This is a genomic window from Undibacterium sp. Ji50W, assembly GCF_049340445.1.
Taxonomy (GTDB): Bacteria; Pseudomonadota; Gammaproteobacteria; order Burkholderiales; family Burkholderiaceae_D; genus Undibacterium.
The window spans coordinates 1-1,325 of sequence record NZ_JBMPOX010000053.1; the positions used below are offsets into that span (position 1 = coordinate 1).

Genomic DNA, 1,325 nt, shown 5'->3' on the forward strand with positions numbered 1-1,325 from the left:
CACTAGCGTCCGGTTAAAAGTCGAATAAATTCAATTGGTTAGCGTTGGGTGCTGTTTCAGAAATGTAGTCATCGGTCTGAAAGGCGCATGAAATCTCAGTTTTCTCAAAAACAGAGACCGATAAGACCTGTAATAAAGTGTAGAGCGAGACGTTCAATTGCAATTCCTTTTTAACAATAGCGATCAGCACATAAGTCGAGATAGCGCACCAAATTTGCGTCTTCACGGCGTTCTCGCTGTTGCCCAAAAAATGCTTGATGCGCAAATGCTGCTTAATCCATTTGAAAAACAATTCAACCTGCCATCTACTTTTGTACAACGCAGCAATCATCGTTGCTGGCAACGTAGTATTGTTCGTCAAGAACACCAAAGTCTTACCTGTATCTACATCTTTGAGACGAACTCGGCGCAGGTATTCTGGATATTCTTTCGACTTGTAAAATCCGTTCAGGCAAATGGTTTGATCGCAAATTATGCCCATGTCTTTGTTCACGGGCGCGGAATAAACACGCCTGAAATTCATATTGCTTTTGGCGCGAGTGACGAAAAATGCGCCAACCTGATGCAGGTTATAGAGCCGCTCAAAATCCAGATAACCCCGATCCATGATATAGAAAGCCCCTGCTTCTACCGGCAAAAAATCAAGTACATTCACTTCGTGCATTTTTCCATCGCTGATATGGATAAATGCTGGTATCGCCCCTCGCAAATCAAGCAGTGTATGCAGTTTAATCGCCGCTTTGGTCTTACGAAATGGTGCCCAATCGAACAGCGACAAACACAGGTCAATCGTTGTGGCATCCAGTGCATAAACGCTGACATCAAGATCCACAGTCATGGGCGTATCGGCGTACAACTCTTTGGCCCGCACAATCAAACGTTGAGCCAACGCATGATAGATTCGCCAGTCACGCTGATTGAGCGCATCAGACAGCGTGGATCGCGCCGGAATACTCTTCAATCCCATGTGGAACAACTTCGCCCGATTGGCCGTCAAGCACACTTCAATATCACGCAACGACTCACGCCAGGTCAACTGCGAAAACGCCATAATCCGAAACACGTCTGCACAACTAAGAGTCCGAACGCCTACATCACCAGCATGCCGACTAATGATGCGGCTAAAGGTTTTCCATGGCACAAATTCCATCACCTGCGCAAACAGTGTTTTGCCCACGTTCATGATTAACCCCAAGCTCAATAAACCGGAGATTATCGCAAATGACATATTTTAAATTCAAATCGTGGACACCCCTAAAACCGCCAAAACCAGCGCCTGCATTAGCTTTGCTGGCTTTACTTACCAATTTAACCGGACACTAGTG

At 45.7% G+C, this 1,325-nt stretch carries 1 protein-coding gene; it reads right to left on the reverse strand.

Annotated features, from left to right (window positions below; all coding sequences use genetic code 11):
- Positions 1-13: 13 nt before the first annotated feature.
- Positions 14-1,183: an IS4 family transposase gene (locus ACO0K9_RS27925; protein WP_422990659.1), complete on the reverse strand. Its 1,170-nt coding sequence runs from the start codon at positions 1,181-1,183 to the stop codon at positions 14-16.
- Positions 1,184-1,325 lie beyond the last annotated feature (142 nt).